General features: G+C 64.2%; 21 protein-coding genes. 13 read left to right on the top strand and 8 right to left on the bottom strand.

The annotated features are described in order from the left end of the window. Positions 1–63: 63 nt before the first annotated feature. Together nosP and V3W40_RS08360 are read left to right on the top strand one after the other, a co-directional pair. Positions 64–1,209, top strand: a complete 1,146-nt coding sequence (nosP, locus tag V3W40_RS08365; RefSeq protein ID WP_065926981.1) for a nitric oxide-sensing protein NosP — start codon at positions 64–66, stop codon at positions 1,207–1,209. Next, a complete protein-coding gene (locus V3W40_RS08360; protein ID WP_330214826.1) occupies positions 1,151–3,091 on the top strand; it encodes a PAS domain-containing hybrid sensor histidine kinase/response regulator in 1,941 nt (646 codons plus the stop codon). Before nosP ends, V3W40_RS08360 begins: the two co-directional genes overlap by 59 nt. Before the next feature lie 341 nt (positions 3,092–3,432). On the opposite strand, the gene V3W40_RS08355 is transcribed toward V3W40_RS08360, so the two are convergent. The 6 genes from V3W40_RS08355 to V3W40_RS08330 all read right to left on the bottom strand — a co-directional run bounded on the left by V3W40_RS08355 (position 3,433) and on the right by V3W40_RS08330 (position 8,457). Continuing rightward, a complete protein-coding gene (locus V3W40_RS08355) occupies positions 3,433–4,098 on the bottom strand; it encodes a response regulator transcription factor (RefSeq protein WP_010209341.1) in 666 nt (221 codons plus the stop codon). 15 nt (positions 4,099–4,113) lie between these two features. Further along, positions 4,114–4,662, bottom strand: coding sequence for a PQQ-dependent catabolism-associated CXXCW motif protein (locus tag V3W40_RS08350; RefSeq protein ID WP_065926983.1), 549 nt, complete (start codon positions 4,660–4,662; stop codon positions 4,114–4,116). Positions 4,663–4,769: 107 nt separating this feature from the next. Further along, positions 4,770–5,561, bottom strand: coding sequence for an ABC transporter permease (locus tag V3W40_RS08345; RefSeq protein ID WP_330214825.1), 792 nt, complete (start codon positions 5,559–5,561; stop codon positions 4,770–4,772). Then, positions 5,558–6,298, bottom strand: a complete 741-nt coding sequence (locus V3W40_RS08340) for an ABC transporter ATP-binding protein (protein WP_330214824.1) — start codon at positions 6,296–6,298, stop codon at positions 5,558–5,560. Before V3W40_RS08340 ends, V3W40_RS08345 begins: the two co-directional genes overlap by 4 nt. Next, positions 6,295–7,254 carry a YVTN family beta-propeller repeat protein gene (locus V3W40_RS08335; RefSeq protein WP_065926986.1) on the bottom strand — a complete coding sequence of 320 codons (960 nt, stop codon included), beginning with the start codon at positions 7,252–7,254 and terminating at the stop codon, positions 6,295–6,297. The genes V3W40_RS08340 and V3W40_RS08335 overlap by 4 nt, the downstream gene beginning before the upstream one ends. Before the next feature lie 30 nt (positions 7,255–7,284). Next, positions 7,285–8,457, bottom strand: coding sequence for an ABC transporter substrate-binding protein (locus V3W40_RS08330; protein ID WP_330214823.1), 1,173 nt, complete (start codon positions 8,455–8,457; stop codon positions 7,285–7,287). A gap of 168 nt (positions 8,458–8,625) precedes the next feature. Here V3W40_RS08330 and V3W40_RS08325 point away from each other — a divergent pair, with 168 nt between their 5' ends. After that, a complete protein-coding gene (locus V3W40_RS08325; protein WP_137212497.1) occupies positions 8,626–9,888 on the top strand; it encodes a HAMP domain-containing sensor histidine kinase in 1,263 nt (420 codons plus the stop codon). Then, the gene (locus V3W40_RS08320; protein WP_065948415.1) at positions 9,885–10,511 is read left to right on the top strand and encodes a response regulator transcription factor; all 627 of its coding nucleotides are present in this window, start codon (positions 9,885–9,887) and stop codon (positions 10,509–10,511) included. The genes V3W40_RS08325 and V3W40_RS08320 overlap by 4 nt, the downstream gene beginning before the upstream one ends. A gap of 19 nt (positions 10,512–10,530) precedes the next feature. Here the strand turns inward: V3W40_RS08320 and V3W40_RS08315 are convergent, their stop codons facing one another. Together V3W40_RS08315 and exaA are read right to left on the bottom strand one after the other, a co-directional pair. Next, complete coding sequence (locus tag V3W40_RS08315) at positions 10,531–11,178, bottom strand: pentapeptide repeat-containing protein (protein WP_330214822.1); 648 nt, start codon at positions 11,176–11,178, stop codon at positions 10,531–10,533. A 228-nt stretch (positions 11,179–11,406) separates the two neighbouring features. Further along, positions 11,407–13,299 (bottom strand): quinoprotein ethanol dehydrogenase, encoded by a 1,893-nt coding sequence (exaA, locus tag V3W40_RS08310; protein WP_108574202.1) that lies wholly within the window; start codon positions 13,297–13,299, stop codon positions 11,407–11,409. 255 nt (positions 13,300–13,554) lie between these two features. Here exaA and pedF point away from each other — a divergent pair, with 255 nt between their 5' ends. The 9 genes from pedF to V3W40_RS08265 all read left to right on the top strand — a co-directional run bounded on the left by pedF (position 13,555) and on the right by V3W40_RS08265 (position 23,039). After that, a complete protein-coding gene (pedF, locus tag V3W40_RS08305) occupies positions 13,555–14,016 on the top strand; it encodes a cytochrome c-550 PedF (protein ID WP_027606205.1) in 462 nt (153 codons plus the stop codon). Between the two features lie 3 nt (positions 14,017–14,019). Next, entirely contained in the window at positions 14,020–14,895 is an 876-nt protein-coding gene (locus tag V3W40_RS08300) for a substrate-binding periplasmic protein (RefSeq protein ID WP_330214821.1), read from the top strand. 9 nt (positions 14,896–14,904) lie between these two features. Next, on the top strand, positions 14,905–15,654 hold the full coding sequence (locus V3W40_RS08295) for a quinoprotein dehydrogenase-associated SoxYZ-like carrier (protein ID WP_065926991.1): 750 nt from the start codon (positions 14,905–14,907) through the stop codon (positions 15,652–15,654). A gap of 16 nt (positions 15,655–15,670) precedes the next feature. Beyond that, positions 15,671–16,603, top strand: a complete 933-nt coding sequence (locus V3W40_RS08290; RefSeq protein WP_065948411.1) for a quinoprotein relay system zinc metallohydrolase 1 — start codon at positions 15,671–15,673, stop codon at positions 16,601–16,603. A 126-nt stretch (positions 16,604–16,729) separates the two neighbouring features. Beyond that, positions 16,730–18,505 (top strand): PQQ-dependent methanol/ethanol family dehydrogenase, encoded by a 1,776-nt coding sequence (locus V3W40_RS08285; protein WP_065948410.1) that lies wholly within the window; start codon positions 16,730–16,732, stop codon positions 18,503–18,505. A gap of 121 nt (positions 18,506–18,626) precedes the next feature. Then, entirely contained in the window at positions 18,627–20,147 is a 1,521-nt protein-coding gene (gene exaC / locus V3W40_RS08280) for an acetaldehyde dehydrogenase ExaC (RefSeq protein ID WP_010209363.1), read from the top strand. Positions 20,148–20,322: 175 nt separating this feature from the next. Beyond that, complete coding sequence (gene pqqA / locus V3W40_RS08275; protein ID WP_010209364.1) at positions 20,323–20,394, top strand: pyrroloquinoline quinone precursor peptide PqqA; 72 nt, start codon at positions 20,323–20,325, stop codon at positions 20,392–20,394. A gap of 127 nt (positions 20,395–20,521) precedes the next feature. Next, positions 20,522–21,685, top strand: coding sequence for an alcohol dehydrogenase-like regulatory protein ErcA (gene ercA, locus V3W40_RS08270; RefSeq protein WP_065926995.1), 1,164 nt, complete (start codon positions 20,522–20,524; stop codon positions 21,683–21,685). After that, the gene (locus V3W40_RS08265) at positions 21,669–23,039 is read left to right on the top strand and encodes an ATP-binding response regulator (RefSeq protein ID WP_065926996.1); all 1,371 of its coding nucleotides are present in this window, start codon (positions 21,669–21,671) and stop codon (positions 23,037–23,039) included. Before ercA ends, V3W40_RS08265 begins: the two co-directional genes overlap by 17 nt. The last annotated feature ends 42 nt before the right edge of the window (positions 23,040–23,081 follow it).

Below are 23,081 nucleotides of genomic sequence, written 5' to 3'. Positions count from 1 at the left end.
CCAAGTAGCATAGGTCCCACCCTCCGCCCTTCGTACACTCATGCCTCAGAGGGGGAGGCAACGATGCATAACAGCGAAGGCGTAGTCAGCGCGATGTCCCAGGCGAGCGATGCCGGGCAGGCCGCCGAGGAGTTGGCGCAGCAACTGTTGCATCCATACCTGGGCTTCGTGCTGTTTTTCTGCTCGGCGTCCTACGATTTGCAGGCCCTGGGCCGCGCCCTGCAGGAGTGTTTCGGCAACGTGCGCGTGGTGGGCTGCACCAGCGCCGGCGAGATCACGCCCCAAGGCTATGGCCGCAATTGCATTACGGCGATGGGCTTCAACCACGCGCACTTTTCCATCGCCACCGAGCTGATCGACCAGGTGGAACACTTCAGCCTGATCGACGCCCAGCAGATGGTCGAACGTCTGGTCGGCGGTTGCCGCAGCAATACCCTGGCGCCGATCAAGGGCAACACCTTCGCCCTGACCCTGCTCGATGGCTTGTCCAGCCGTGAAGAGGTAGTGCTCGCCGCCCTCAGCGCGGCGCTCGGCGACATTCCGCATTTCGGCGGTTCGGCCGGCGACGACAACTTCCTCACCCACACCCACGTGTACTTCAACGGCGCCTTCCACAGCGGCGCGGCGGTGGTGGTGCTGGTCAATACCTGGCTGGATTTCGAGGTGTTCACCACCCACCACATCCTGCCGCGCAGTGAAAAGCTGGTGGTGACCGGCGCCGACAGTCCGTCACGCCGGGTCTTCGAGCTTAACGCCGAACCCGCCGCCGAAGAGTACGCGCGGCATATCGGCGTGGCCGTGGCCGACCTCGACCACCGCGTCTTCGCGGCGCACCCGTTGGCGGTGCGCATCCACGACCAGTACTACGTGCGCGCGATCCAGCAAGTGCACGACGACCTCAGCCTGAGTTTCTACTGCGCGGTGGAAAACGGCATCGTCCTTACCGTGATGAAGCCCGGACCGATCCTGCCCAACCTGCAAACCCTGTTCGACGGCCTGCAAGCGCGCCTTGGCGACCTGCTGTTGACCATCGGCTGCGACTGCTTCCTGCGCCGCCTGGAGTTGGAAGACTCAGGCAATCTGGAACAGATCGGCGGTTTCCTGCGTGACCAGCGGGTGATGGGTTTCAACACCTACGGAGAACAGTTCAATGGCATGCATATCAACCAGACCTTCACCGGGGTCGCCATTGCCCGAGGCCGGCGCTGAACTGCTCGCCCAGGTTGCCCAGCTGCAACAGGACAACCACAAGCTGGCACGGATCAACGCGGCGCTGATCGAGCGCATCGAGTCCGGCATGGCCCAGGGTAATAACCCGTACACCACCTTTCAGCATTCGGTGGTGCTGGCCGAGCAGGTGCGCGAACGCACCGACGCGCTGAACCAGGCGATGGCCGAACTCAAGGCCAGCAACCACTTGCTGATCAACGCCCGGCTGCGCGCCGAAACCCTGCGCGGCGAACAGGCGGCGGCGCAAAAGGCCCAGGAAAGCGAACGCTGGATTCGCCTGATCACCGATAACGTCCCGGCCCTGATCGGCTACCTGAATGCCGACCTGGTCTACGAGTTCACCAATAAAGTCTATGAAGAATGGTATTGCTGGCCGCGCGGCATGATGCTCGGCCAGAGCCTGCGCGAAGTCCACAGCGAGCAGCACTGCCAGCGCCTGGATGCCTACGTCGCCCGCGCCCTGGCGGGGGAGAGCGTGACCTTTGAATTCGCCGAGACCAACATCAATAACCAGGAGCGCTACATGCTGCGCTCCTATGTGCCGAATATGCTGGCCAGCGGCGAGGTGGTGGGGATCTTTGTGCTGATCCGCGACATCACCGAACGCCGCCGTACCGCCGAAGCCCTGCACCAGGCCTATCAGCACCTGGAACAACGCGTCGCCCAGCGCACCTCGGAACTGACCGCGCTCAACGACCAGTTATTGCAGGAGATTGACGAGCGTCGGCGTGTGGAGTCGCGCCTGCGTGAAGCCAAACTGGAGGCGGAACAGGCCAACCTGTCGAAAACCAAATTCCTCGCCGCCGTCAGCCATGACCTGTTGCAGCCGCTGAACGCGGCGCGCCTGTTTACCAGCGCACTGCTGGAGCGGCCCAGCGAAACGTTGGTGCGCAACGTGAGCAACTCCCTGGAAGACGTGGAAAACCTGCTGGGTACCCTGGTGGATATCTCCAAGCTGGATGCCGGGGTGATCAAGGCCGACATCGCGCCGTTTGCCCTGAGTGAGTTGCTCGACAACCTGGCCGCCGAGTACACCGAATTGGCCCGCAGCGAGGGCCTGGAGTTGCATTTTGTCGGTTGTTCGGCGCTGGTGCGCAGCGATATCCAGTTGCTGGCGCGGATCCTGCGCAACCTGCTGAGCAATGCGATTCGCTACACCTACAAGGGGCGTGTGGTGCTGGGGTGTCGCCGTCAGCAGCAGCGTTTGTCGATCCAGGTGTGGGACAGCGGCATGGGCATCGCCGAGGAGCGGTTGGAGGAAATTTTCCAGGAATTCAAGCGCGGCGATGTGCAGCGGCCCGACCAGGACCGGGGGTTGGGCCTGGGGCTGGCGATCGTGGAAAAGATCGCCGGGATCCTGGGGCATCGCGTCAGCGTCAAATCCTGGCCGGGCAAGGGCTCGATGTTCTCGGTGGAGGTGCCGTTGAGCGCCACCGCGCCCAAGTCGCTGCCAATGCTGGCCATGAGCGAGCCGATGCTCGAACGCCTGCAAGGCGCGCGGGTGTGGGTGCTGGATAACGACGCGGCGATCTGCGCGGGCATGCGCACCTTACTGGAAGGCTGGGGCTGCCAGGTGATCACCGCGTTGTCGGAGCAGGACCTGGCGCGGCAGGTGGACAACTACCATGCCGAAGCCGATTTGCTGATCGCCGACTACCACCTCGACGACGACCAGAACGGCGTCGACGCCGTCGCCCGCATCAATGGGCGCCGCGGCCGCGCGATACCGGCGCTGATGATCACCGCCAATTACAGCAATGAACTCAAGCTGCAAATTCGCGAGTTGGGGCACACGCTGATGCACAAGCCGGTACGCCCGATGAAACTCAAGACCGCCATGAGCCACCTGCTCGGCAAATGAACGGCGAAATACCCACAAGTGGAGATCAAAATGTGGGAGGGGGCTTGCTCCCGATAGCGGTGGGTCAGTCGACATCATGACTGACTGATACACCGCCATCGGGAGCAAGCCCCCTCCCACATTTGAGCAGTGTTGTGCCTGGAAGATTGGCGGCGCAGGTACGTCCGATGAAGCTCAAGACTGCCATGAGCCACCTGCTCGGCCGGCCCTGACAAACGGAGAACCAATGTGGGAGGGGGCTTGCCCCCGATAGCAGAGTGTCAGTCGACATCTAATTGACTGATGCACCGCCATCGGGAGCAAGCCCCCTCCCACCTTTGATTTGTGTTGTGTCAGACGGGTCAGCGGCGCAGGTACGAGCCGAAATCGATATCCCCGGCACTGAGGATCGCCTGCACCCGGTTATGCACATTCAACTTGCGCAGGATCGCCGACACATGGGCCTTCACCGTGGTCTCGGCAATCTCCAGGGTGTAGGCGATCTGCTTGTTCGACTCGCCCTTGGTCATGCGCTCCAGCACCAGCAACTGCTTGCGCGTCAGGGCTTGCAGCAGCTCGGGGGCGAAGCCGGGGTTTTCGTTGAGGCGCCGGTGGGTGCCGGGCTTCTGGGTGCGGATGATGTCCGGCGGCAGGTACACGTTGCCGTTGAGAATCTGCTGGATCGCCTCGGTCATTTGCAGGCGGGGCGAGGACTTGGTGATAAAGCCCACGGCGCCGTAAGTGATGGCTTGCAGCACGACCTGCTTGTCCTGCTCGGCCGAGACGATCACCACCGGAATGGTCGGCGCCTCGTTGCGCAGGTTGATCAGGCCATTGAGGCCATGCATGCCGGGCATGTTCAGGTCGAGCAGGATCAGGTCGAGGTCGTCGTGTTCCTGGGTCAATGCCAGGGCGCTGTCGAGGTCGGCGGTTTCCATCACTTCGCTGCCGGGGAAGCCGTCGCTGATGACGTTATGGATCGCTTCGCGAAACAGTGGGTGATCGTCGGCAATCAGGATTTTGTACATGGCCGTTCACCTTTCTTATTGTGAGGTTTGAAATGGCTCGGGTTGGGCGACCGTCACCGGCAGCTTCGCCGCTTCCCAGGCATCCAGGCCGTCGCGATACCAGTACACAGAGGTATAGCCGAGGTTGGCGGCACGTTTTACCGCGTTCCAACTCAGCCAGCAATCGGAGCGGCAATAGAAGACCAACGGTCGCTTGAGGTCGCCGCCGCTGTAGGCATACAAGTGGCGCACGAAATAGCTTTGCCACTCCGGCGTCAGGTCGCCGTCGCCGGTATTGGCCAGCCAGTGGCTGCCGGGCAGGTTGGCGTGGGGCTGGTCTTCGATGAAGCGGCCTTGCAGCCACTGGCGGCGGTACACATCGATCAGCACCGGCGCCGGGCTTTGGTTGAGCAGGGTTTGCAGGGCCGCGGTATCGACAATCGTGGCGCCTGGCAGGTGGTCGGGCGTAGGGCTGCGGTACAGGCTGATGCGGTAGCCGTCGGCGGAAAACAGCGGGGTGTCGGCCTGGACGTGGGCGACGAACAGGCACAGCAGCGCCAATAGAGGCAGTCGGGCAGGCAGCATGGCAGGACAATCCTTATCGTTATGCGCGCATTACACGTGAGTCCCGAGCCCTTGGGAATGCGACGATAGACAGGAAAACCAGTACCAAAGTAGTAGTTTTGCCGCCTTCAGCCCTTTTTGCGCAGCGCCGCATGCTGGGGATTGAAGGTCAGCACCGCCAACACCGCGAACAGCACGGTCAAGCCCAGGCACACCGCCAGGGCCAGGCCGGCGAAGCGTTCGTACAGGGCAAAGCGCACCAGCTCCACGGCGTGGGTAAACGGGTTGATCGCGCACAGCCAGTACAGCCATTCACTGGAGTCGCGCATCTTCCACAGCGGGTACAGCGCCGATGACAGGAAAAACAGCGGGAAGATCACGAAGTTCATCACCCCGGCAAAGTTCTCCAGCTGGCGAATCGCATTCGACAGCAGCAGGCCCAGGGCACTCAACATCAAGGCCACCAGCAGCAACGCCGGCAGGGCGACGACCAGCCCCATGGCCGGCGGTTGCACGCCGTACACCCAGGCGATCGCCAGGAACCCATACACCTGCAACAGCGAAATCAGCGCGGTGGCCAACAACTTGCTGCACAGCAAGAATGTGCGCGGCAGCGGGCTGGTCAGCAGCACGCGCATGCTGCCCATCTCGCGGTCGTAGACCATCGACAGCGAGCCTTGCATGCCGTTGAACAGCAGGATCATGCAGGCCAGCCCCGGGACGATGTACACCTCGTAGGGGATGTAGGTCTCGTAGGGTTCGATCACCGAAATGCCCAACGCTGCGCGGAACCCGGCGGCGAACACCAGCAGCCACAGCAATGGGCGCACCAGCGCACTGAGAAACCGCGTGCGCTGCAACACAAAGCGCAGCCACTCGCGCAGGACGATGCCGCGCAGGCATTGCCAGTAAGCGTTCATGCCGCCGCTCCCGTCGTGGTGGGGCGCGTCAAGTGCGCGAACACGCTGCCCAGATCGCCGCCTTGCTGCGCGATCAATGCAGCGACTTGCCCACTGGCCACCAGGCGGCCCTGATGCAGGATCATCAACCCATCGTCGGCCTGTACTTCGTCGAGCAGGTGGGTGGTCCACAGCACGCTGATGCCCTGTTCGATGCACAGGCTGCGCACGTGCTGGTTCAGCGCCAGGCGGCTGGCCGGGTCGAGGCCGACGCTGGCCTCATCCAACAGCAGCAGGCGCGGCTCATGCAGCAACGCCCGGGCGATTTCCACCCGGCGCCGATGCCCGCCGTTCAGTTCGCGAACTTTTTCCCGGCGCCGTTCGGTGAGGGCCTGGCGGGCCAGTTCGGCGGCGACGCGCAGGTCGGTCTGGCGCCGCGATAAACCATGCAGCGCGGCGTGGTAGCGCAGGTTCTGTTCCACGCTTAAATCCAGGTCCAGGGTGCTTTGCTGGAACACCACACCCAGCTGGGTGAGGGCTGCACGCGGCGCCTCACGCAGGGAATGACCGCCCACGCGAATATCGCCGCTTTGCAGGTCATACAGCCGCGTGAGCAGGGCGATCAAGGTGGATTTGCCGGCGCCATTGGGCCCCAGCAGCGCCGCAAAGCGCCCTGGCGCCAGGCTGAAACTCACCTCGCACAAGGCCTGCCGTGCGCCGTAGGCGAAGCTCAGGTCGCGCACCTCCACGGCGTTCATGGCGTGACCACCACGCCCCACGGATAACGCCCGACCTTCACCGACTTGATCACCTTGAGGCTGTCCACATCGATCACCGACACATCACCGCTCACGCCGTTGGTGGCCAGCAACTGTTTCTCGTCCGGGGTAAATGCCATCTGCCACACGCGGCGGCCCACCAACAGGTAGTCGATGACCTCGAAGGTCTTGGCGTCGATCACGGCCACATGGTTGGCCGGGCCGAGGGCGACAAAGCCGTACTTGCCGTCGGCGCTGAGCTTGATGCCGACCGGCTGGACTTTGTCCGGGTGCACGCCCTTGATCTTGAAGGTCAAGGTCTTGAGGATCGCGCGGCTGGCCACGTCGAGGATGGTCACGGTGCCGCCGATTTCCGCCGAGGCCCACAGTTGCGAGCCATCGTGGTTGAACTCGACGAAGCGCGGGCGCTGGTCCACCAGGGTGCTGTCGGCCAGGGTCTGGGTGCTGGTGTCGATCCAGTGCAGCATGTTGGTGGTTTCGCTGGTGTTCACCGCCCACTTGCCATCCGGGCTCACGGCCATGCCTTCGGGCTCGACGCCGACGTTGATCTGGCCGAGCACCTTGGAGGTCTCGGTGTCGATCACGGTGACCAGCGCATCGTCTTCGTTGGATACGTACAGCCAGCGGTTATTGGGGTGCAGGGCGAACTGCTCGGGGTCTTTGCCGGAGGGCAGTTCCTTGATGATCCTGCGCGTGGCCACGTCCATCACCTGCACGCGGTCCGAGTCGCTGGCGCAGATGTACAGCAGCTTGTTGTCATGGGACAGCAGCAAGCCTCGCGGACGCTGGCCGACCTTGAGGGTGTCGGTGACTTGCAGGGTCTGCATGTCGATCAGGCTCAGGCTGTTGTCTTTCTCGTTGGAGACCCAGGCGGTACTGGCCACGGCGTGCCCGGCGGCAAGCAGCAGGGCGCATGGGAGCAGGGTGCGGCGCATGGCGGATTCCTTATTATTGTGGGTAGGCGATCAAGGGAAGCGGCAGGTCACCTCGGGTTTGTCATAGCCCAGGCTGTCCATTTCGTTGGTGGGGTGCAGGAAACCGTCCTGGGGCGAGGTGCTGACCAGCGCGCGGGGCTGCACGATGGGAATCGGCTGGCGCAGTTGGCCGTTCCAGGGGCGGTAGCTGAGCTTGCGGCCCTTGAACCCGTCCAGGGGCAGTTGCTCGCTGATTTCCACTTGGCGGATCGCCATGGGCTCGACCTGGCGCAACTTGCTCACTGCACTGGCGACGCTGCGCACGGCCATCCAGGCGGCGAAGTCGCGGTCGTTCATCCAGCGCCCGGCCAGGGCCTCGAAGCGTTTCTGCAATTGGGCGGCGCCGTAGGTCTCGACGGTTTTGTGCCAGCCGGTGGGCGTCAGGCCCTGGGTACCGGCGACGGGGCGCGGGTACCAGGTCTGGTAGGGCACGTACTCGCCGAAGTCGCCGCGCTCGTCGGCCACCAGCACCACGTCGTATTCGGCGGTCTGGGTGAACAGCGGCATATCCGCCTGGGCGCTGCGGCGTTGGTCGTTATCGAAGCGCCAGGCCTTTTCCGCCACCAGCTGCACGCCGAAGCGTTTGGCGGCGCGACGCAGGGCGGCGGCGTAGGCCTGGTCATCCTCGGTGGGGCCGACGATCAGCAGCGCTTTCTGCCATTTGCGCACTACCAGGAACTGCGCCAGGGCATCGGCGAGCATCGCGCGGCTGGGCAGGGTATGCAGCACGTTGCCCAGGCAGTCGCTGCTGCGCAGTCGGTCATCCGGGCTGCCGGCATTGAACAGCAGGCTGTCGGGCAGGGCTGCGCTGAGTTGGCGCAGGCTGGCGGCGGGTGTGTTGATCACGAACAGGCGCAGGCCCTGGGCATGCTGGGCCTGGGCGGCGGCGAGCAGGGCGTCCGGGGTGTCCACCGTGGCGGTCGTCAGGCTGTAGCGCTGGTTGAGAAAGGCGCCAGTGCTGTTGCTGTCGATGATCGCCAGTTCAGCGCCACGCTGCCCGGCATCGGCGGGCTCGGGAATCACATTCGACAGCAGCGGGCCTGGATCGGGCCGATAGCCCAGGTAGCCGATCTGCACCTGCAAGGGCGCTTCGGCGGCCTGGCCGGTGGCGGCCCAGGCGATCGCCAGCAGGCAGATCACGGCGTAGGGGGCGAGCTGGCGCATAGGGCACTCCATGACAAGTAGCGCCAGCATAGGAACCCTGAACGTCGCTGCAAATATGCAGAAAGTAGCGCTGGGGCAGTACCAAGGTAGTAGCCCCGGGCGCGCCGTGGGGTTTTAGCATGGAGCACCACGGGCTCTATCCACAGGAGTGACACCAGCATGCGCGTCTTGTCGGCCTTGTGGCGCATCAACCTATGGGTGTGCGGCTTCTTCATCCTGGTGACCTGCGCCTGCACCGCGCTGTTGCTGCACCAGGCCCTGGCCGACGTGGAGCGCGAGCTGCAATCGGCCGAAGCGGTGGTGCACTACCTGAGCGAAACCGCCGCGCGCGACCCGGCCAGCCTGCAACCCCACCTCACCGCGAGTTTGCGCCATGTCCGCGTGCACTGGCTGGCGAGCGGCGACACCGTGCAAGCGCCGGACGCGGACGGGCTGGACGCCTGGCTCGGGCAGCTATTGTTTGCCGAGGCGCGGCGCAGTGCCCAGGTGTTGGACTTGCCGGACGGCCGGCGCGTGTCCATCGCTGTCGACCCGCGGGATGAAATCGACGAGGTCTGGGACTCCCTGCAACAACTGTTGGGCCTGTGCGCCCTGGCCCTGGCCCTGAGCCTGTTGACCATCCGCTGGGCGGTGCGCCGGGGCATGGGCGTGCTGGATGAATTGCTGCGTGCGCTGCAACAGGTGTGCGCCGGCCAGCTCAATGTGCGCCTGCGCAGCCAAGGCGCGCCGGAAGCACGCCAACTGGCGCTGCACTTCAACCGCATGACCGACGCCCTGGAGCAGGCGCGCACCGATAACACCCGGCTCACCCAAACCCTGCTGGCGGTGCAGGAGCAGGAACGCACCCACCTGGCCCAGACCCTGCACGATGACCTCGGCCAATACCTGGCCGGCATTCGCGCCCAGGCCTGCCTGTTGCGCCTGGCCACCGACCAGCCACACCTGCTGGCGCCCACGGTGGCGCAACTTGAGGATCACTGCGAGCACTTGCAGCAAGGCTTCCGGGCACTGGTCCACGACCTTTATCCGGTGGCCCTGCAACACCTGCCGATGGCCGAGGCGTTTGCGCTGCTGGTCACCCAGTGGCAGGCCAGCCACGGCATTCCCTGCCACCTGCAGGTCAGCACCGACCTGCCGCTGTTGCCCGGCGCCAGCAAGACCCATCTGTACCGCCTGCTCCAGGAAGCCCTGACCAACATCCTGCGGCATGCCGACGCCAGCCAGGTGCACGTGCGCCTGCAACATCGCGGTTCGCGCCTGCGCCTGTGGGTGCGCGATAACGGTCGCGGCGCAGACACGCCCCAGCGGCCCGGCGTGGGCCTGTATTCGATGGCCGAACGCGCCCGCTGCCTGGGCGGCGAATTGAAGATCATCAGCCACCCCGGCGCCGGCTGGGCGTTGGCGTTGAACATGCCGTTGGAGGCCTCATGAATATTCTGTTGGTGGATGACCACGCGGTGGTACGCCAGGGCTATGCCAGCCTGTTGCGTGCGCTGCTGCCGGCCGTTGAAGTGCGCGAGGCGGCCAGTGGCGAAGAGGCGTTGAGCCGGGTCCAGGAAGCGCTGCCGCACCTGGTGATCATGGACTTCGGCCTGCCGGGCATCAGCGGCCTGGAAACCACCCGGCGCCTGCGCCAGCGCCTGCCGCACCTGCGCGTGCTGTTTTTCAGCATGCACGACGAGTTGCCCCTGGTGCGCCAGGCCCTGGAGGCGGGCGCCTCGGGCTACCTGACCAAAACCTCGGCACCCGAGGTGTTGATCGAAGCGGTGCGGCGCATCCTCGACGGCCACGCCTATATCGAACAGGCCCTGGCCACTGAACTGGCCTATACGCCCGGTGATCAACGTTTGCAGGGCATGACCCCGCGCGAGCTGGAAATCTTCCTGATGCTGGCCAGGGGCACGCCGACCCGAGCGATTGCCGACCAGTTGAATATCAGCAGCAAGACCGTGTCCAATCACCTGACCTTGCTCAAGAGCAAATTGCAGGTGAGTTCCCATGCCGAGCTGGTGCACCTGGGGATCGACATGGGGGTGGTGCGGGTGGTTGGATAACAGCGTATGCGCGGGGGGTCTAGCGATCCCAGGTGGTGGGGCAGTCGATGCAGCCTTCCATATTGGCATCCTGGAAGTTCGCATAGTGCTGGCGGCTGCCGGTGAGGGTGGCCTGTTCCAGGTTGCTCTCGCCGAACTTGGCTTCCTGCAGGTTGGCATCGCTGAGGTCGGCACCTTGCAGGTCGGCCTTGCTCAGCCAGGTCATTTCCAGGTCGGCCGCACGCAGGTTGGCCTTGTGCATTTTCGCCCCCGACAGCCGCGCAAATTGCAGGTAGGCCGCGCTGAGGTTGGCGTTTTCGAACTGCGCACCCTGGGCGAACAGGCCCCAACCCTGGATCGCCATCAACGTGGCGCCGCTGAAGTCGGCCAGGCGCAGGTTGGCCTGTTGCAGGCTGGCGCGGGTCAGGTTGGCGCCTTGCAGTCGGGCTTTTTCCAGGTTGGCCAGGTCGAGGTTGGCATGGCGCAGATCCGTCTCGCGCAGGTCGGCGCCGGCCAGGTTCATCTTGCTCAAGTCCTGGTTGCGCAGGTTGGCGCCCTTGAGGTTGGCGCCAGGGCATTGGCTGTGTTCGGCGATGGTGCAGCCGTTGATGATCAGCGGCGCATCGTCGCCATCTTCGGCGTGGGCCACGGGCAGGCAGAGCAGGAGTAACAAGGGCAGGTAGTTCATCGTGCGACCTCTGGGGATCCTGTGGTAAGCGGGCTTGCTGTGGTGAGTGGGCTTGCTGTGGTGAGCGGGCTTGCCCCGCGCTGGGCTGCGAAGCGGCCCCGGCATTCCTCCAGCACCACCGTGCGCTCAGGTTCTACGACTGCTGCGCAGCCGAGCGCGGGGCAAGCCCGCTCACCACAAGGGAAGAAGCCGCCTGCTGCAAAAAGCGGCCCGGCATTCTCGCGGGGGTTATTTTTGCGCGGTCTTTTGATCCCAGCTCGGGATCTTGAACACCCAGAACGACCCGCCTTGTGCCACTGGCTTGGTCAGCTCCGCCATGTCGCCGCCCCACAATGGCACCGCGCCGCCGTAGCCGACGGTGACGCCGACATACTGCTCGCCATCCTGCTCCCAGGTGATCGGCGGCGAGACGATGCCGCTGCCGGTCTGGAACTTCCACAGCTCCTTGCCGGTTTTCGCGTCGAAGGCCTTGAAGAAACCGTCGCCTGTACCGGTAAACACCAGGTTGCCCTTGGTCGCCAACACGCCGGCCCACAGCGGCAAGGCTTCCTTGTGCTCCCACACCACCTTGCCGGTGGTCGGGTTCATTGCCCGCAGGGTGCCGACGTGGTCGTCATACATGCGCTTGATGCGAAAACCCATGCCCAGGTACGCCGAGCCCTTCTTGTAGTTGACCTCTTCGGTCCAGTATTCCTCTTTCCACTGGTTGCCCGGAATGTAGAACAGGCCGGTGTCCTGGCTGTAGGCCATGGGGTTCCAGTTCTTGCCACCCAGGAACGGCGGCGAGACTTCCACCGGTTTGCCTTTGGTTTCACCCGGCAATGGCTTGGCCGGGCGCTGGCCTTCGTTCTCCACCGGACGTCCGGTCTTCAGGTCGATATGGCTGGCCCAGGTGATGTTGTCGACAAACGGGAAGGCGTTCTGCAGCTTGCCGTTGTTGCGGTCCACCACATAGAAAAAGCCGTTGCGGTCGGCGTGGCCGGTGGCCTTGACCACTTTGCCGTCCTTGTCCTTGTAGTCGAACAGCACCAGCTCGTTGTTGCCGGAGAAGTCCCAGGCGTCGTTCGGGGTGTGCTGGTAGAACCACTTCACTTCGCCGGTGCTCGGGTCGACGCCGACCTGACCCGAGGTGTAGAGGCTGTCGAAGTCGTGGGGGTTGCCGTCCTTGGCGGTGCGCGCCCAGGTGTTCCACGGGCCAGGGTTGCCGGCGCCGACGATGATCGTGTTGGTCTCGGCATCGAAGCTTGCGCTCTGCCAAGGGGCGCCGCCGCCGTGGCTCCAGGCCTCGACCTTGCCGGTTGCGGTGGTCGGGTCATCCGGCCACGAAGGCGCCTTGACGTCGCCGGTGGTGGTGCTGTCCTTGCCGTTGAGGCGGCCCATATGGCCTTCCACGAACGGGCGCATCCACACTTCTTCCCCGGTGTCCGGGTCGCGGGCAAACAGCTGGCCGACCACGCCGAACTCATCGCCGGAGCTGCCGTGGATCAGCAGCACCTTGCCGCTGACCTTGTCTTTGATCAGCACCGGGGCGCCGGTCATGGTGTAGCCGGCGGCGTGGTCGCCGAACTTCTTGTTCCACACCACTTTGCCGGTGTGCTTGTCGAGGGCGATCAGGCGTGCGTCGAGGGTGCCGAAGTAGATCTTGTCGCCGAAGATCGCCGCACCGCGGTTGACCACATCGCAGCATGGGCGAATGTTGTCGGGCAGGCGGTGGTTGTAGGTCCACAGGCGCTTGCCGGTCTTGGCGTCGAGGGCGAACACGCGGGAATAGGAGCCGGTGACGTAGACCACGCCGTCGCTGACGATGGCCTGGGATTCCTGGCCGCGTTGCTTCTCATCGCCGAACGAGTAGGACCAGGCCGGGGTGAGCTTGAACACGTTCTTGTCGTTGACCTGGGCCAGCGGGCTCCAGCGCTGGGCGTTGGTGCCCATGCCGTATTGCAGCACGTCCTGGGTGGTCAGGTGGTCGTTGGCGATGTCTTCCCAGGTGACGTTGTGCGTCGGCTTGGCGGGTTCGGCGGCCGCGAACGTTACGGCACTGAGGGACAGGCTGCCCACCAGCACGAAGGCTTGCACGGCAAGGCTTAAAGGTGAGCGGGCGGGTAGCGATCTTATTGTCATGGTTGCAGTTCCCAGTGGAGGTTTTGGCCTGCACAGGGTGGAACGCCGGGGCGCCGGGCGGATACGGAAAAACTCCCGCTGTGGCCGGGAAGACTTCCCGAGGCGCCGCTGTTTTAGGCGTGCCCCACAAGCCCTACTACCAAGGGAGGAGAGGGCGGCCACCAAAGCAGCATACGGCCCATGCCCCGGGGTTTCTAAGATGGTTGCCATAGCCTCTGCAATGAGGTTTTGCGTGCAATCCTGAGGGCAAAAATAATGACAACAAAACACAATGCCTTGCTCGTCGCCGGGCTGTTGGTCGGTGTGATCGCCGGGGGCTCCGCCTGGGCCCATGGCAACGTGGTCCCGCAAGCGGTGGAAACCAAGGGCCTGACCTCGATCAAGGACGCCGGCGTACCGGTCAACGAAGACGGCTGGGCGGCGGTCAACCCGTACCGCACCTCGCCTGAACACGACCGCGCCGTGGAAATCGGCTCGTCCGCCTATAACCAGAACTGCGCCGCCTGCCACGGCCTGGAAGCCAAGTCCGGCGGTATCGCCCCCGACCTGCGCATGCTCGATGTGGGCGAAGCCGGTGATGAGTGGTTCGTCGAGCGCGTGCGCCATGGCGCGGTGCGTGACGGTCGCGTGTACATGCCGAAAATGGCCGACTACCTGAGCCAGGAAGCCTTGTGGGCCGTGCGCACCTACCTGGACAGCGTGCACGTCGAGGAGTAAGCCATGCGCCTGTTCGCTTATGTGCTTGGCCTGGCCCTGCTGTGTTGCCAGCCGGCACAGGCGCAGGTGCGCAGCTATGACCAGATGATCGCCGCCGGCGAAATCAACGTGGCGGTGTACAAGGACTTTGCCCCCTACAGTTTCGAAGACGGCACCACCGCGCGCGGGGTCGACGTGGAACTGGCCCAGGCCCTGGCCACGGCGCTGGGGGTACGGCTCACGTTGATCTGGGCGCCGGCCGGCGAGAAGCTCGACGACGACCTGCGCGACTACATCTGGCGCGGCAGCCCGTTGCACAACCAGCAACTGGCCGACCTGATGATGCGCGCGCCCTACGACCGCGATTACGCACAAAAGCGCAACGACCAAGGCGAACTGGAAAACGGCCATGTGGTGATGTTCGGGCCGTACCAGAACGAACAATGGCAGGTGGCTTATGACCGTCGGCGCCTGGACACGGTTGCCAGCGTGGCGGTGTTCGAGCAGCACCCGATTGGCGTCGAAGTCGACAGCGTGCCGTCGTTCTACCTCACCTCGGTGTTCAACGGCATGCTCGCCGCCAAGACCCATCACTACCCCGACGTACCCCAGGCCTTTGCGGCGATGAAAGCCGGTGAGGTCGATGCGGTGATGGCGATGCGCGGCGAAGTCGATTGGCAGGTGCACGAGGCCCATGACCCGCAACTGGCCCTGGCCGAAAACGCCTACCCGAACATGGGCAAGCAACGCTGGGAGATCGGCATGGCGGTGCACGAGAGCAATCGCCAGTTGGCCTACGCGGTGGAAGAGGCGCTGGAAGGCCTGATCCGCGACGGCGCGGTGCAAGCCATCTATGCCCGTTACGGCCTGCAGTACGAAGTGCCCGAGATGTATCAATAGGAGCAGGCGATGAACTGGCGATTGAGCTGCATCCTGGCCTGCTGGCTGCCGCTGGCGGCGCACGCCGTGGAGGTCGATCCGGTGCCGTCGGTGATGTGGGACTTCTATCACAAGCAGTTCCTGGCGCTGGCGCCGTTCGTGTTCGACGACCGAGTCAAGCTGCTTGCGCCGCCGTTTGCCGAAGATGCGCGCCAGGTGCCCCTGGAAATCGATGCACGGGCCTTCAGCGGCCATGTGGTAAAGATCCTCGCCTGGGCTGAGCTCAACCCGTTGCCGAAAATCGTCGACTTCCAGCCCAAGGCCGGGGTGCTGCCGTGGCTGTCGCTGCGGATTCGTATCGAGCAGGCCACGCCGTTGCGGGCGGCGGTGCTCACCGATGACGGCCTGTGGCACGTGGGCTCGACCCTGATCGACGCGGCCGGTGGCGGCTGCACCGCGCCCAGCGTGGTACGCACCCAGCCGGGCTGGGAAGAGCACATCGGCGAAGTGCTCGGCGGCCGTTACCCGCGTGGCGAGTTCAGCCGGGTGCGTGTGCAGGTGGCGCACCCGATGGACAACGGCATGGTCAGCGGCATCCCCGAGTTTTTTATCAACCATGCACAACTGCGCGGCCAGGACGGCCAGGTGCTGGCTGACCTTGAGTTGTTCCCGGCGGTCAGCGAAAACCCCAACCTGGCCTTCGACATCGACGCGCCGGGGCCCACCCGCCTGGTGTTGCGCGACAACAGCGGCAATGAGTTCGACGCGGCCATCCCCTGACCAGAAGGAGCGCGGCATGCGCTGGATTCTATTGTTATGCCTGGGCCTGAGCCTGCCCGCCCTGGCGGACCTCGACTACGCCCTCAAGCCCCGGCTGATCGCCGACGACACCTGGCTGCTCGAAGGCAGCACCGACAATTTTGCCAAGGCCAATGGCGGCAATATCGTCAACACCGCCTTCATCGTCACCGAGGCCGGTGTGGTGGTGATCGACACCGGACCGTCGCGGCGCTACGGCGAAGCCATGCGCGAGGCCATCGCCCGTGTCACCCCCAAACCGGTGATCCAGGTGCTGATTACCCATCATCACCCCGACCATGCGCTCGGCAACCAGGCCTTCAAGGATATGCCCATCGGCGCCCTGGCCGAGACCACGCGGCTGCTGCACGAGCAGGGCGACGGCATGGCGGAAAACCTCTATCGCATGGTTGGCGACTGGATGCGCGGCACCGAGGTGGTGTTGCCCACCCAGGTGCTGGAACCCGGTGTGCTGAGCGTCGGCCGCCACGACTTGCGCCTGCTTGCGCTCAGCGGTCACACCGGCGCCGACCTGGCGATCTTCGACCAGAGCACCGGCGTGCTGTTTGCCGGCGACCTGGTGTTTTACCAGCGCGCCCTCACCACCCCCAACAGCCCGGGGCTGGCGGTGTGGCTGGCTGACCTCGGCACCCTGCAAGCCTTGCCCTGGACCCTGATCGTGCCCGGCCATGGCCCGGTGGCCAGCGACGCGCAACCCTTTACGCAGATGCGCGACTACCTGACCTGGCTTGACCAACTGCTGCGTGACGGCGCGGCCCAGGGCAGCGACATGGCCGAGATGATCCGCAGCCCCATCCCCGCACGCTTCGCGGCGATCAGCCTGAGCCGCTATGAACTGATCCGCAGCGTCAGCCACCTGTACCCGCGTTACGAGCGCGAACAGATGCAACGCGTGGATTCGGCGCGCTGACCCGCTACTAAGGAACTAGCAAACTCGATACTGCGGTCAATTGTGACAACGGCCCCTGCGCCCAAGAATCTGCACCAGACCGGGAAAATTTCCCGGGTATAACAAAAAACCGCAGAGGTAGCCGTCATGACCCAACCCGCACGTCGCCAACCCTTCGCCTTGAGTGTGTTGCTCGGTGCCATCCTGTTGTCTGGCCAGGCCATGGCCTCGGTCACCGATGAGGACATCCTCCAGGACCCGAAAAACCCCGGGCAGATCGTCACCAACGGCCTCGGCGTGCAGGGCCAGCGCTACAGCCCCCTCGATACCCTGAACGTCGACAACGTCAAGGAACTGCGCCCGGTCTGGGCGTTTTCCTTTGGCGGCGAGAAGCAGCGTGGGCAACAGGCGCAGCCGATGATCAAGGACGGGGTGATGTACCTCACCGGTTCCTACTCGCGGGTGTTCGCGGTGGATGCGCGCACCGGCAAGAAGCTCTGGCAGTACGATGCGCGTCTGCCCGATGACATCCGCCCGTGCTGTGACGTGATCAACCGTGGCGTGGCGCTGTACGGCGACCTGGTGTTCTTCGGCACCCTCGACGCCAAGCTGGTGGCGCTGAACAAAGACACCGGCAAAGTGGTGTGGAGCAAGCAGGTCGCCGACCACAAGGAAGGCTACTCGATCAGTGCCGCGCCCCTGGTGGTCAACGGCAAGCTGATCACCGGCGTGGCCGGTGGCGAATTCGGCGTGGTCGGCAAGATCCAGGCCTATGACCCGAAAAACGGCGAGCTGCTGTGGAGCCGCCCGACGGTCGAAGGTCATATGGGTTATGTCTACAAGGACGGCAAAGCCGTGGAAAACGGCATCTCCGGTGGCGAGGCGGGCAAGACCTGGCCGGGCGACCTGTGGAAAACCGGCGGCGCCGCACCGTGGCTGGGCGGCTACTACGACCCGGAAACCAACCTGTTGCTGTTCGGCACCGGCAACCCGGCGCCGTGGAACTCGCACCTGCGCCCCGGCGACAACCTCTACTCGTCCTCGCGCCTGGCGCTGAACCCGGACGACGGCACCATCAAGTGGCACTTCCAGAGCACGCCCCACGACGGCTGGGACTATGACGGCGTCAACGAGCTGATCTCCTTCAACTACACCGAAGGCGGCAAGGAAATCAAAGCGGCAGCCACCGCTGACCGCAACGGCTTTTTCTATGTACTCGACCGCACCAACGGCAAGTTCATCCGTGGCTTCCCGTTTGTCGACAAGATCACCTGGGCCAGCGGCCTGGATAAGGACGGTCGACCGATCTACAACGAAGCCAGCCGCCCAGGCGCGCCGGGCAGCGAAACCAAGGGCACCTCGGTGTTTGTCGCGCCGGCGTTCCTCGGTGCGAAGAACTGGATGCCGATGGCCTATAACCGCGACACCGGGCTGTTCTATGTGCCGTCCAACGAGTGGGGCATGGACATCTGGAACGAAGGCATCGCCTACAAGAAGGGCGCGGCGTTTCTTGGCGCCGGCTTCACCATCAAGCCGCTGAACGAAGACTACATCGGCGTACTGCGCGCCATCGACCCGAAGACCGGCAAGGAAGTCTGGCGCCACAAGAACTTCGCGCCGCTGTGGGGCGGGGTGCTGACCACCAAGGGCAACCTGGTGTTCACCGGCACGCCGGAAGGCTTCCTGCAGGCGTTCAATGCCAAGACCGGCGAGAAGGTCTGGGAATTCCAGACCGGCTCCGGCGTGCTCGGCTCGCCTGTGACCTGGGAAATGGACGGCGAACAGTACGTCTCGGTGCTCTCCGGCTGGGGCGGCGCCGTGCCGTTGTGGGGCGGTGAAGTGGCCAAGCGCATCAAGGACTTCAACCAGGGCGGCATGCTCTGGACCTTCAAGCTGCCCAAAGAGCTGGTCGCCAAGCACTGAAACTACGACCAAATGACAAGTGCCCCCCTGCCAACGGCGCATTCGCCCGCCAGCGGGGGCTCTTTACTATCGGGTCATCGCCTGTTGACCGACAGGCCCGGACCCAGACAGAGGCTTTAACATGATCTACGCACAACCTGGCACCCCTGGCGCCATCGTCAGCTTCAAGCAGCGCTACGGCAATTACATCGGCGGCGAGTTCGTCGCCCCGCTCAGTGGTGAGTACTTCACCAACACCTCGCCGGTGACCGGTGAAGTGATCGCCGAATTCCCGCGCTCCAACGCCGCCGATATCGACAAGGCCCTTGACGCTGCCCATGCCGCCGCCGACGCCTGGGGCAAGACTTCGCCCCAGGATCGCTCCCTGGTGCTGCTGAAAATCGCCGACCGTATCGAGCAGCACCTCGAAGTGCTGGCCGTGACCGAAAGCTGGGACAACGGCAAGGCCGTGCGTGAAACCCTCAACGCCGACGTGCCCCTGGCCGCCGACCACTTCCGCTACTTCGCCGGCTGCATCCGCGCCCAGGAAGGCGGCGCCGCCGAGATCAACGAACACACCGCGGCCTATCACTTCCATGAGCCATTGGGCGTGGTCGGGCAGATTATTCCGTGGAACTTCCCGCTGCTGATGGCCGCCTGGAAACTCGCCCCGGCCCTGGCCGCCGGTAACTGCATCGTGCTCAAGCCGGCCGAGCAGACGCCGCTGTCGATCATGGTGTTTGCCGAGTTGATCAATGACCTGCTGCCACCGGGCGTGCTGAATATCGTCCAGGGCTTTGGCCGCGAAGCCGGGGAGGCGCTGGCCACCAGCAAGCGCATTGCCAAGATCGCGTTCACCGGCTCGACCCCCATCGGTGCGCACATCATGCATGCGGCCGCCGAGAACCTCATTCCCTCCACCGTGGAACTGGGCGGCAAGTCGCCGAACATCTTCTTCGAAGACATCATGCAGGCTGAGCCGCAGTTCATCGAAAAAGCCGCCGAAGGCCTGGTGCTGGCGTTCTTCAACCAGGGCGAAGTGTGCACCTGCCCGTCGCGGGCGCTGGTGCAGGAGTCGATCTACGACGACTTCATGAAAGTGGTGATGAAGAAGATCGTCAAGATCAAGCGCGGCAACCCGCTGGACACCGAGACCATGGTCGGCGCCCAGGCGTCCGAGCAGCAATACGACAAGATCCTCTCCTACCTCAAGATCGCCCAGGAAGAGGGCGCCGAGCTGCTCACCGGCGGCGCGGCCGAGCGCCTGGAGGGCGACCTGTCCAGCGGTTACTACATCCAGCCGACCCTGCTCAAGGGCCACAACAAGATGCGCGTGTTCCAGGAAGAAATCTTCGGCCCGGTGGTGGGTATCACCACCTTCAAGGACGAAGCCGAAGCCCTGGCGATTGCCAACGACAGCGAATTCGGCCTCGGCGCCGGGCTGTGGACCCGCGACATCAACCGCGCCTACCGCATGGGCCGGGCGATCAAGGCCGGCCGCGTGTGGACCAACTGTTATCACCTGTACCCGGCGCATGCGGCGTTTGGCGGCTACAAGAAATCGGGCGTGGGGCGTGAGAACCACAAGATGATGCTCGATCACTACCAGCAGACCAAGAACCTGTTGGTGAGCTACGACATCAATCCACTGGGTTTCTTCTGATTCCAACTTGAAATGCAATCAAGTGTGGGAGCAAGCCCCCTCCCACATTTTGCTCCCTGTACATTCGCGACTAATGCAGTGCGGCATTTACTTCGAAAGTAGCATTCGCACCCCCATCCCCCCATGCATTAATGCCTTTACCGGAATCTTCCGGCACAACAAGAGGACTCTCCCCATGTGGACCAAACCCGCCTTCACCGACCTGCGTATCGGCTTCGAAGTGACCATGTACTTCGCCAGCCGCTGATCCCTCTCCGGCCAGCCTCGCGCTGGCCGGTGCCGTATTGGGAATGACCCTTTGGTCTGATTGCATTCGCCCCGGAATGGGTTAGTGTGAAGCGCATCTCCCAAAAATAATAACAACAGGCTTTCCAATGAGCCCCAATCTGAGCCTCCTGCGTAAATTCGTCTCGCCTGAAATCATCTTCGGTGCCGGCTGTCGGCACAACGTCGGTAACTACGCCAAGACCTTTGGTGCGCGCAAGGTCCTGGTGGTCAGCGACCCCGGTGTGATCGCCGCCGGATGGGTCGCCGATGTGGAAGCCAGCCTGCAGGCCATCGGCATCGACTACTGCCTGTACAGCGCCGTGTCGCCCAACCCGCGCGTCGAGGAAGTGATGCTCGGTGCCGAGGTGTACCGGGAAAACCATTGCGACGTGATCGTGGCCATCGGCGGCGGCAGCCCCATGGACTGCGGCAAGGCCATCGGCATTGTGGTCGCCCATGGGCGCTGCATCCTCGAGTTCGAAGGCGTGGACACCATCCGTGTGCCGAGCCCGCCGCTGATCCTGATCCCCACCACCGCCGGCACCTCGGCGGATGTCTCGCAGTTCGTGATCATTTCCAACCAGCAGGAACGCATGAAGTTCTCCATCGTCAGCAAGGCGGTGGTGCCGGATGTGTCGCTGATCGACCCGGAAACCACGGCGAGCATGGACCCGTTCCTGTCCGCCTGTACCGGCATCGACGCGCTGGTGCATGCCATTGAGGCGTTCGTGTCCACCGGCCATGGCCCGCTGACCGACCCCCATGCGCTGGAAGCCATGCGCCTGATCAACGGCAACCTGGTGCAGATGATCGCCAACCCCGGTGACATTGCCCTGCGCGAGAAGATCATGCTCGGCAGCATGCAGGCGGGGTTGGCGTTCTCCAATGCGATCCTCGGCGCGGTGCATGCCATGTCCCACAGCCTCGGCGGGTTTCTCGACCTGCCCCATGGTTTGTGCAACGCGGTGCTGGTGGAACACGTGGTGGCGTTCAACTACAACTCGGCGCCGGAGCGCTTCAAGGTGATTGCCGAGACCTTCGGCATCGATTGCCGTGGCCTCAACCACCGACAGATCTGTGGGCGCCTGGTGGAACACCTGATTGCCCTGAAACACGCCATCGGCTTCCATGAAACCCTCGGCCTGCATGGCGTGCGCGTGGCGGACATTCCGTTCCTGTCCCAGCATGCGATGCACGACCCGTGCATCCTCACCAACCCGCGCGAGTCCAGCCAGCGTGATGTCGAGGTGGTGTATGGCGAAGCGCTCTGACGACCAGCAACAGGCCCTCGCCGGTCTGTTGGGCCTGGGTAATCACTCGGCGCGCAAGAGCCACTACCCGGAACTCACCGCGCGTCTCGACGAGCTGGAGGCCGAGCGCAACCGCTATATCCGTCTCAACGATGAGCTGGAGCAGCGCGTGGCGGCGCGCACCGATGAACTGCTGGAAGCCAACCGCAACCTGCAACAGCAGATCGCCCAGCGCGAGCAGGTCGAGCAGGAGCTGCGTGACGCCCGCGATGCCGCCGAGGCCGCCAACCGCAGCAAGGACAAATACCTCGCCGCCGCCAGCCATGACCTGTTGCAGCCGCTCAACGCCGCGCGACTGCTGATCTCCACCTTGCGCGAGCGCAAGCTGCCCAGCGTCGAACAAGTGCTGGTGGAACGTACGCACCAGGCCCTGGAAGGCGCCGAGGATTTGCTCACCGACCTGCTGGATATTTCGCGGCTCGACCAGGCGGCGGTCAAGCCCGATGTGGCGCTGTATCGCCTGGATGAGCTGTTTGCGCCGCTGGTCTCGGAGTTCCAGTCGGTGGCGCTGGCGGCCGGGCTGAACCTGCGCGCGCGTACCGGCCATTATGCGATTCGCACCGACCTGCGGCTGGTGACGCGGATCCTGCGTAACTTCCTCAGCAACGCCTGTCGCTACACCGACGAGGGCTGCATCCTGCTCGGCGCGCGCCGCCGTGGCGATCGCCTGCGCCTGGAAGTGTGGGACACCGGGCGCGGCATCGCGGCCGACCGCCTCGACGCGATCTTCCTTGAATTCAACCAGCTTGACGTCGGCCGTGCCTCGGACCGCAAAGGCGTAGGGCTGGGCCTGGCGATTGTCGAGCGCATCGCCGAGATCCTCGGCTACCCGGTGGCGGTCCGTTCGTGGCCGGGGCGCGGCTCGATGTTCAGCATCGAGGTGCCCATCAGCGAAGAGATGCCCCTGGCGATCAGCCAACTGCCGGTGCTGCCGACCACGGGTAACCCGCTGCCGGGGCGGCGTTTGCTGGTAATCGACAACGAGGTGAGCATCCTCGACAGCATGCGCGCGCTGCTGGGGCAGTGGGGCTGCGAGGTAATTACCGCCACCGACCAGGCCGGGGCGTTGCTGGCTTTGCAGGGCAGGGCGCCGGAGCTGATCCTCGCCGACTACCACCTTGACCATGGGGTGGTGGGTTGTGCGGTGGTCAAGCACCTGCGCGAGCATTTCGCGCAGAACATCCCCGCCGTGATCATCACCGCCGACCGCACTGACCAGTGCCGCCGCGCGCTGCGCCGCCTGGACGCGCCGTTGCTGAACAAACCGCTCAAGCCCGGCAAGTTGCGGGCGGTATTGAGCCAGTTATTGACCTAGGGTGTTGATACCCGTCAACACCTGTTGCGGCGCTTTGCCCCA

The sequence above is a fragment of the Pseudomonas sp. AM8 genome (genome assembly GCF_036346475.1).
GTDB lineage: Bacteria > Pseudomonadota > Gammaproteobacteria > Pseudomonadales > Pseudomonadaceae > Aquipseudomonas > Aquipseudomonas marginalis.
The sequence above is the reverse complement of the archived record's forward strand: the minus strand, read 5'-3'. Positions and strand labels throughout refer to the sequence as shown.

Bases quoted from the DNA above. Each gene is read 5' to 3' on its own strand.
- nosP (WP_065926981.1), top strand. From the start codon at position 64: ATGCATAACAGCGAAGGCGTAGTCAGCGCGATGTCCCAGGCGAGCGAT.
- V3W40_RS08360 (WP_330214826.1), top strand. From the start codon at position 1,151: ATGGCATGCATATCAACCAGACCTTCACCGGGGTCGCCATTGCCCGAG.
- V3W40_RS08355 (WP_010209341.1), bottom strand. From the start codon at position 4,098: ATGTACAAAATCCTGATTGCCGACGATCACCCACTGTTTCGCGAAGCG.
- V3W40_RS08350 (WP_065926983.1), bottom strand. From the start codon at position 4,662: ATGCTGCCTGCCCGACTGCCTCTATTGGCGCTGCTGTGCCTGTTCGTC.
- V3W40_RS08345 (WP_330214825.1), bottom strand. From the start codon at position 5,561: ATGAACGCTTACTGGCAATGCCTGCGCGGCATCGTCCTGCGCGAGTGG.
- V3W40_RS08340 (WP_330214824.1), bottom strand. From the start codon at position 6,298: ATGAACGCCGTGGAGGTGCGCGACCTGAGCTTCGCCTACGGCGCACGG.
- V3W40_RS08335 (WP_065926986.1), bottom strand. From the start codon at position 7,254: ATGCGCCGCACCCTGCTCCCATGCGCCCTGCTGCTTGCCGCCGGGCAC.
- V3W40_RS08330 (WP_330214823.1), bottom strand. From the start codon at position 8,457: ATGCGCCAGCTCGCCCCCTACGCCGTGATCTGCCTGCTGGCGATCGCC.
- V3W40_RS08320 (WP_065948415.1), top strand. From the start codon at position 9,885: ATGAATATTCTGTTGGTGGATGACCACGCGGTGGTACGCCAGGGCTAT.
- V3W40_RS08315 (WP_330214822.1), bottom strand. From the start codon at position 11,178: ATGAACTACCTGCCCTTGTTACTCCTGCTCTGCCTGCCCGTGGCCCAC.
- exaA (WP_108574202.1), bottom strand. From the start codon at position 13,299: ATGACAATAAGATCGCTACCCGCCCGCTCACCTTTAAGCCTTGCCGTG.
- pedF (WP_027606205.1), top strand. From the start codon at position 13,555: ATGACAACAAAACACAATGCCTTGCTCGTCGCCGGGCTGTTGGTCGGT.
- V3W40_RS08300 (WP_330214821.1), top strand. From the start codon at position 14,020: ATGCGCCTGTTCGCTTATGTGCTTGGCCTGGCCCTGCTGTGTTGCCAG.
- V3W40_RS08295 (WP_065926991.1), top strand. From the start codon at position 14,905: ATGAACTGGCGATTGAGCTGCATCCTGGCCTGCTGGCTGCCGCTGGCG.
- V3W40_RS08290 (WP_065948411.1), top strand. From the start codon at position 15,671: ATGCGCTGGATTCTATTGTTATGCCTGGGCCTGAGCCTGCCCGCCCTG.
- V3W40_RS08285 (WP_065948410.1), top strand. From the start codon at position 16,730: ATGACCCAACCCGCACGTCGCCAACCCTTCGCCTTGAGTGTGTTGCTC.
- exaC (WP_010209363.1), top strand. From the start codon at position 18,627: ATGATCTACGCACAACCTGGCACCCCTGGCGCCATCGTCAGCTTCAAG.
- ercA (WP_065926995.1), top strand. From the start codon at position 20,522: ATGAGCCCCAATCTGAGCCTCCTGCGTAAATTCGTCTCGCCTGAAATC.
- V3W40_RS08265 (WP_065926996.1), top strand. From the start codon at position 21,669: ATGGCGAAGCGCTCTGACGACCAGCAACAGGCCCTCGCCGGTCTGTTG.